The sequence below is a fragment of the Streptomyces phytophilus genome, from assembly GCF_013870535.1.
In the GTDB taxonomy this organism is placed as follows: domain Bacteria; phylum Actinomycetota; class Actinomycetes; order Streptomycetales; family Streptomycetaceae; genus Streptomyces; species Streptomyces phytophilus.
Genome location: NZ_JACBXC010000274.1, coordinates 1 through 6,055, shown reverse-complemented (window position 1 = coordinate 6,055; position 6,055 = coordinate 1). Strand labels below are relative to the sequence as shown.

Below are 6,055 nucleotides of genomic sequence, written 5' to 3'. Positions count from 1 at the left end.
GGTCGACCGGCGGGTGCGGCCGACGCGGATCGGCCGCTACCTGGAGCGGCGCATCGCGACGACCGGGCTGGATGTCACCCCGGGCGAGTTCACGGTGTACGCGCTCGGCGGCGTCGCCGTGCTCTGGCTGCTCGCCGACGCGCTGTTCGCCGCCTTCTTCGGCCCGATCTCCGGGCTCATCGGGCTGTGGTGCGCGCACGCCTACCTCAACTGGCAGCGGCAGAAGCGCATCGAGGCGTTCATCAACCAGCTCCCCGACCTCTCCCGCATCCTCGCCAACGCCACCCAGGCCGGCCTCGCCCTGCGCACCGCACTCGGCATCGCCGCCGAGGAGCTGGAGGCCCCGGCGGGCGAGGAGCTGACCAAGGTCACCGACCAGCTCGCCGTCGGCGTCGCGCTCGACGACGCCCTCGGCGACCTCGCCGAGCGGCTGCCGTCGCGCGAGCTGTCCGTGCTCGTCTCCACGCTGGTGCTCTCCAACAAGGCCGGCGGCCAGGTCGTCGGCTCCCTGCGGAACCTCACCGGCACCCTCAACGACCGCAAGGAGACCCGCCGCGAGGTGCGTACCCAGCTCTCGCAGGTCACCCTCACCGCGTACACCGTGCCCGTCATGGGCATCGGCACCCTGCTGCTGACCGACCAGGTGATGCCCGGCTCCATCGAGCGCATGGGCTCCTCGCCGCTCGGCCAGGGCGCGGTGCTGACGGCGGTCGGGCTGTACGCGCTGGCCATCCTGCTCATCCGCCGGCTCGCGAAGATCGACGTCTGAGGGGCCGGGGACTCACATGGAACACGGAACCCTGGGCCTGCTCCTCGCCGCCGCCGCCGGCCTCGCCGCCTTCGGCGTCCTCAGCGGCATCCGCGTCTACCGCGCCGAGGTCAAGCTCCCCAGCGACCTCCAGGTGGCCCTGGAGGTCGGCGCCACCCGCACCACCGCCGTCGGCTCGCTGATCGACCGGCTCGGGATGCGGTTCGCGCCCCTGGTGCTGAAGCTGATGGGCCGGCGGGCGGTGGAGAACAAGCGCCGCAAGATAGACCGCGCCGGCAACCCCGGCGGCCTCACGATCGACCGCTACGCCGCCCGCCGCGCCGTCTACGCCGCCATCGGCTACGGCGGCGCGCTCACCCTGCTCTCCTCCGGCCAGTGGGCCGGCGCGCTGGTGCTGGCGGCCTTCGGCTACGGCTGGGCGGAGGTCGGCATCTGGGCGGCCGTACGCAAACGGCGCGACGTCATCGAACGTACGCTGCCCGACTTCCTCGACGTCCTCGCCGTGGTCGTCAGCGCGGGGCTCGGCTTCCGGCAGGCGCTGGACCGCGTCAGCGAACGCTACTCGGGCCCCTGGGCCGACGAACTGCGCATCACCCTGCGCCAGATGGACATGGGCGTCTCCCGCCGCCAGGCGTTCGAGGAACTGCGCCGCCGCAACGACTCCGAACAGGTCGCCCAGTTCGTCACCGCGCTCCAGCAGGGCGAGGACCTGGGCGCGCCGATCGTGGAGACGCTGATACAGATCGCCACGGACCAGCGGCGCACCGACGCCCAGAACGCGCGCCGCCGCGCGGCCCGGGCGATCCCGAAGGCGACACTGCTGATCACGAGCCTGATGGTGCCGGCGACGATCATCCTGCTGGTGACGGCGGTGTACCTGGGATCGGGCTCGGAGTTCGGCGTGCTGACGGAATAGCGGCCGCGGTCCCGTGCAGGCGCTACGACACCAGCGGACGCACCTCCCCCGCCACCCACCGCACGAAGGCCACCGGATCCGGCTCGTCGGCCGTCGGCTGGAGCACCACCGTCGTCGCCCCGGCCGCCGCCCAGCGGTCCACGGCGGCCGCGACCGCCGCCGCGTCCCCGGCGACATGCGCCTCCGCGGCGGGATCCCAGCCCATCCGGCGGGCGTCCTCGGCGAGCCGCCGCCCGGCGCCCGGGCCCGTGGCGACGAGGATCGAGGCGACGAGCGGATGCCCCCCGCCCCGCCCGGCGGCCTCCCGCCCGGCCCGTACCGCCTCGGCGGCCTCCTGCACCACCTCCGGCGAGGCACCCCCGGCGAGGATCGTCCCGTCGGCCGACTCCCCGGTCAGGCGCAGCGTCTTCGGCCCCGTACCCCCGGAGAACACCGGCGGCGCCGCGGCCGGCGGCCAGGCCAGCCCGACGCCGTCGAGCTTGACGTACCGCCCGTCGACGGTGACCTCCTCACCGGCGAGCAGCGCGCGCAGCGCGCTCAGGTGCTCCCGCAGCAACGTCACCGGCGACGCGGCCCGCGCCCCGACCTGCCCCATCCACGACTGCACCCCGTGCCCCACCCCGAGCGTCACCCGCCCGGGGAACAGCCGGTGCAGGGTGGCGGCCTCCATGGCGACCAGCGCGACGTTCCGCAGCGGCACGGGCAGGATCCCGATGGCGACGTGCACCCGCTCGGTCCAGGCGAGTACGGCGGCGGCGGTGGCGACCCCGCTCTCGTAGAAGCAGTCCTCCCATACCCACAACTCGTCGATCCCGGCCTCGTCGGCGGCCCGCGCCACGGGCCGCAGCTGCTCGGGAGGGAACTGGGGGATGAACACGGTGGCAAGTCTCGTCATGCGCCGACGGTACCCGGACCCCCCGACACCACCCGGCAGGTGGACATCCCGGCGTATTCCACTCCGCCCCCTTCGCATGCGCGCGGGGTGTGTGGGACAGTCGGCGAGCGGCCGGTTACGCTGCGCACGTGGACGCGCCGCGGCGCGGGCCGCCGCAGGTGTAAGGCGGGCGGCGAGGGGGAGGACGGAAAATGACCGTTCCTGACGCCAAGTCCGCTGTTACCCACCACAATTGGCTTTACGGACCGACGGCAACGGCCGCGTTGTCCGACTCCGGAGGTAGACCGCATGTGGAAACCCAACGACGTGCTGCTGAGGTCCCTGGCCGCCACCCAGCGGCTGCGCCGCGGACGCGAGCGCGATCGGGGGCAGACAGCGGTGGAGTATCTGGGGATCATCGCGGTGGCCGTGGTGATCGTACTGGTGCTGATCCAATCGGGGCTGGGCGAACTGATTCTCGGCAAGATCCAGGACCAGATCGGAAAGATCGGCTGACCGGTGACTCCGGTCAGGCGTTCCCGCTCTATATCGCCGCGATCGCGGGTCTGTTGTTCCTCGCCGTCGCGTATTTCGCCGTCGGTCAGGCCGCCGCCAACCGCAACGACGCCCAGGGCGCGGCCGACGCCGCTGCCCTGGCAGCCGCCCACGACGCGCGCGAGCAGTTGTCGGACGGGCTCCTCGACACGCTTCTCGACCCGGGCTCGTGGGACGACGTCATCGGAGGCGAGGGCTTCGACTACGGGTCGGCTTGCGCGGCGGCGCAGGACTTCGCCGCGAAGAACGGGGCCGACACCACCGCTTGCGATCGCGTGTACGACCCGGACGACGGTTTCACCGTGACGGTACGCAACCAGGAGGCCGTGGGCGACACGCTCGTACCGGGAACGGAGAGCAAACGCTCCGAGGCCACCGCGACGGCGGTCCTTGATTCCCGCTGCGAGGTGCAGGAGCCCGACGACTCCGGGGATGAGGGCGACGGCCGCGGCGAGGACGGCGGACGCGGCGAGGACGACGACGGCGAAGGCCGTGACGACGAGGACCGGGACAAGCCGCCGCTCGAACTCGACTGCGACGGGGGCGACTGGTCCCTCGACCCCGACGACATCGACCTCCTTCCCGACCCCGACGACCTCTTCTCCGTACGTCTCGCCGACTGACTGCGAAGGAACCTGGCAATGAGCATGTGGGGCACGAACAGGGCGCGCAGAGGGGCCGCCACCGTGGCACTGGCCGCGGCCCTGGCGCTCACCGCCGCGGGCTGCGGTAGTGGCGACGACGGCGGCAGCGACAGCGACGCGAAGTCGTCCGGCGCCTCCGAGGCGTCCGGCGGCGGGGATTCCGACGCCAAGGGCCAAGGACAGCAGGACGCCGACGACGAGGTCCCGTCGGAGCCGATCGCCGAGGTGAAGAACAAGGAGGGCATCGTCCTCCGCGTGCTGGAGCTGAAGCGGGACGGGGGCGGGTTCGTCACGCTCAACGGCGAGCTGGAGAACACCGGCACCGAGGACTTCCTGCACATCCAGGACTGGTCGGGCCGGGAGCAGGGAGCGGACAAGTCGTCCCTCATGGGCGCGACGTTCGTGGACTCGGAGGGCAAGAAGCGCTACTACGCCCTGCGGGACACCGAGATGCGCTGCCTGTGCACCTCCGGCATCGCGAGCCTCGACGCCGGCGAGAACCTGACCATCTACATCCAGTTCCCCGCCCCGCCCGAAGAGACCACCGAGGTGGAGTTCCAACTCCCCACGTTCCCACCCGCCAACCTAGAGATCTCCGGATGAGGTGAACACCGCGATGCCCTCCCGCACAGCCGTCGCGCTCGCCGTCGCCTCCTTCCTCGTCGCCACCCCCGGCGTCGCCCAGGCGCTGCCCGCGCAGGACGACGTTCCCGTGCCGTCCTCCCCGCCCGGGACCACCACCTCCGCCCCGCCCCCCGTCGAGACCGACGCCAACGACCCCGATCTCCAACTGGAGGACGGCGCCACCCTCGACGAGCCCAAGGTGCTGGACATCGTCTCCGTCGTCGAGACCGAGGGCGGCGAGGAGCGGCGGTCCGACTCCAACTCGACCATCACCATCGCCCTGCAGGCCGAGGTGCTGTTCCCCAAGGACAGCGCCAAGCTCACCGGCCAGGCCCGGTCCCGCATCGCGGCCATCGCCGACGAGATCGAGCAGAACGACCCCGACACCGTCCGCGTCTTCGGCTTCACCGACGACCTCGGGTCGTACGAGCACGGCGTCACCCTCTCCAAGAACCGCGCCAACGCCGTGCACCAGGAGCTGACCAGCACCCTCCAGGCCGCCGACGTCGGCTACGTCGTCCGCGGCTACAGCGAGGACTACCCCATCGCCGACAACGCCACCGAGGAAGGCCGGAAGCAGAACCGGCGGGTCGAGGTGAGTTTCCCCCGGGGGCAGTGACCCGGATGTCCGTCGTGCCCGGTATGCTCGCCTCGGCGCGCCTGCGCGCCGGGAGGGGGCGCGGCGAATGGGGCGGATGCTGCGGGTGGTTGCCGTCGTCGCGGGTGTCGTGGTCGTGCTGGGCGGCGTGCTGTGGCTCGCCGACGACGTGTTACGGGGTCTGCCCGACGACTCCGCGCCGCCGGCCCCCGCCGCCGGTCAGTCCGCCGGTGCGTCGACCTACGCCCCCGCCGAGTTCGCCGAGCACGTCGTCGGCGTCGAGACCGAGTGGGAAGGCGGCGCCGCGGTACGTACGGTCATCTCCACCGACCTCGCCGACGACGCCCGCGGCCGCCGTATCGCCGTCGGCATCAAGGAGGCGCATCTGCGCCGGCTCCTCGCCGACTGCGTCGAGAAGCTGCCCGTGGTCGTCGTCAACGACCGCGACGGCGACGAGATCCGGCACGAGGACTTCCTCGGCTTCACCCGGCAGCGGGGCGGGGACTGCCCGGCCGGGGGGCACCGGACCTCCTGAGCGCCCCGCTCAGAACTTCCGCGCCGTCCCCGGCGTGCGGGTCGCGTAGACCGTGAACGCCGCCCACGCCTCCGGCGTGAACGTCAGCACCGGCCCGTCCGGCGTCTTGGAGTCCCGTACGTGCACCGCCCCGGCCCCGGCGGCGACCTCCACGCACTTGGCCCCGGCCCCGCGGCTGTAGCTGCTCCTCCGCCATTCCAGGCCATCAGGGCCGTGCTCGGTGCTCATCGGTCTCCCCGCCGTATGGTCACGTACCGCGCGCCGGACCACGACGCGCCCAAGGCCGCCCATTGCGGGCACAAGACCTCGAAACGAATGACGAGACGGCGCGGCACTTAGTTCCCGCGGATCCCGCTCTTCCCGCCGCTTCCGCGCGTTGCCCTCCCCGATCCGCCGCGTGCCCCCGCGCGTTCGCGCCGCCCTCCGTGTTTCGGCTCTGCCTGAAACACCTTGCCGCCGCGACCCCGCCCGGCCGATTCTTCGGGCGGGCCGGAGAGACCCCTCTCCCGGGGGTACGTCCGGCCCGCGCCCCCGCCCTCA

At 72.5% G+C, this 6,055-nt stretch carries 9 protein-coding genes; 7 read left to right on the top strand and 2 right to left on the bottom strand.

The features are described from left to right. Together H5J30_RS14620 and H5J30_RS14615 are read left to right on the top strand one after the other, a co-directional pair. The coding region (locus tag H5J30_RS14620) for a type II secretion system F family protein (RefSeq protein WP_181787872.1) at window positions 1-769 on the top strand (769 nt) is incomplete at its 5' end. A gap of 16 nt (window positions 770-785) precedes the next feature. Then, window positions 786-1,685, top strand: coding sequence for a DUF5936 domain-containing protein (locus H5J30_RS14615; protein WP_181787871.1), 900 nt, complete (start codon window positions 786-788; stop codon window positions 1,683-1,685). Window positions 1,686-1,707: 22 nt separating this feature from the next. On the opposite strand, the gene H5J30_RS14610 is transcribed toward H5J30_RS14615, so the two are convergent. Further along, window positions 1,708-2,580: an LLM class flavin-dependent oxidoreductase gene (locus tag H5J30_RS14610; RefSeq protein WP_181787870.1), complete on the bottom strand. Its 873-nt coding sequence runs from the start codon at window positions 2,578-2,580 to the stop codon at window positions 1,708-1,710. A 288-nt stretch (window positions 2,581-2,868) separates the two neighbouring features. Between H5J30_RS14610 and H5J30_RS14605 the strand changes: the two genes are divergently transcribed. The 5 genes from H5J30_RS14605 (at window position 2,869) to H5J30_RS14585 (ending at window position 5,515) form a co-directional block, all read left to right on the top strand. Continuing rightward, complete coding sequence (locus H5J30_RS14605) at window positions 2,869-3,075, top strand: hypothetical protein (RefSeq protein ID WP_027754509.1); 207 nt, start codon at window positions 2,869-2,871, stop codon at window positions 3,073-3,075. Next, on the top strand, window positions 3,072-3,737 hold the full coding sequence (locus tag H5J30_RS14600; protein WP_181787873.1) for a pilus assembly protein TadG-related protein: 666 nt from the start codon (window positions 3,072-3,074) through the stop codon (window positions 3,735-3,737). The genes H5J30_RS14605 and H5J30_RS14600 overlap by 4 nt, the downstream gene beginning before the upstream one ends. Before the next feature lie 18 nt (window positions 3,738-3,755). Beyond that, window positions 3,756-4,361: a hypothetical protein gene (locus H5J30_RS14595; RefSeq protein ID WP_181787869.1), complete on the top strand. Its 606-nt coding sequence runs from the start codon at window positions 3,756-3,758 to the stop codon at window positions 4,359-4,361. A 13-nt stretch (window positions 4,362-4,374) separates the two neighbouring features. Beyond that, window positions 4,375-5,001, top strand: coding sequence for an OmpA family protein (locus H5J30_RS14590; RefSeq protein WP_181787868.1), 627 nt, complete (start codon window positions 4,375-4,377; stop codon window positions 4,999-5,001). A 67-nt stretch (window positions 5,002-5,068) separates the two neighbouring features. Further along, the gene (locus H5J30_RS14585; protein ID WP_181787867.1) at window positions 5,069-5,515 is read left to right on the top strand and encodes a hypothetical protein; all 447 of its coding nucleotides are present in this window, start codon (window positions 5,069-5,071) and stop codon (window positions 5,513-5,515) included. Window positions 5,516-5,524: 9 nt separating this feature from the next. On the opposite strand, the gene H5J30_RS14580 is transcribed toward H5J30_RS14585, so the two are convergent. Further along, window positions 5,525-5,743: a DUF397 domain-containing protein gene (locus H5J30_RS14580; protein ID WP_181787866.1), complete on the bottom strand. Its 219-nt coding sequence runs from the start codon at window positions 5,741-5,743 to the stop codon at window positions 5,525-5,527. Window positions 5,744-6,055: the final 312 nt, after the last annotated feature.